The following is a 431-nucleotide window of genomic DNA, read 5'->3' on the forward strand; positions in this document are numbered from 1 at the left end:
CCCCCGGCGCCACCACCGGCACCAGCACGCCGAACGGCACCCCCAGCAGCAGGTTCCCGCCGATCTGCTTGACCATCTCCCGCAGCCCCGGCGCCTCCAGATAGGCCCGCAGCGAGCGCCCCGGACGCAGATTGGTGTGCGCGATGGACGCCGACGCCGGTGACGGCTCGAGCGTCAGCTTCGCCAGCACGACCGCGAACGCCACCATGAAGACGAAGGCGCACAGCATCGCCAGCAGCCGCAGCGGCCACGGCAGCGGCCGGCGTCCACCGGGGGCCGGACGCGGCACCCGCCGGGCCCCGGAGGGGCGTGCGCTCCGCCGGGCCTCGGCCCCGCGCGGACGGAACACGGTACGCGGGCGGAGCCCGACCCGGGCCATACAGTCCTCCAGTCGTCAACTTGCCTGTGTGGTAGGCCGGTTATCCGTGAAC

Annotated in this window: 1 pseudogene; it reads right to left on the bottom strand. The window is 74.0% G+C overall.

The window, feature by feature from the left end:
* Positions 1 to 379: pseudogene (locus C1I97_RS38830) on the bottom strand (VanZ family protein); the annotation flags it as partial.
* Positions 380 to 431: the final 52 nt, after the last annotated feature.

Source organism: Streptomyces sp. NTH33, from assembly GCF_003236365.1.
Classification (GTDB): Bacteria; Actinomycetota; Actinomycetes; order Streptomycetales; family Streptomycetaceae; genus Streptomyces.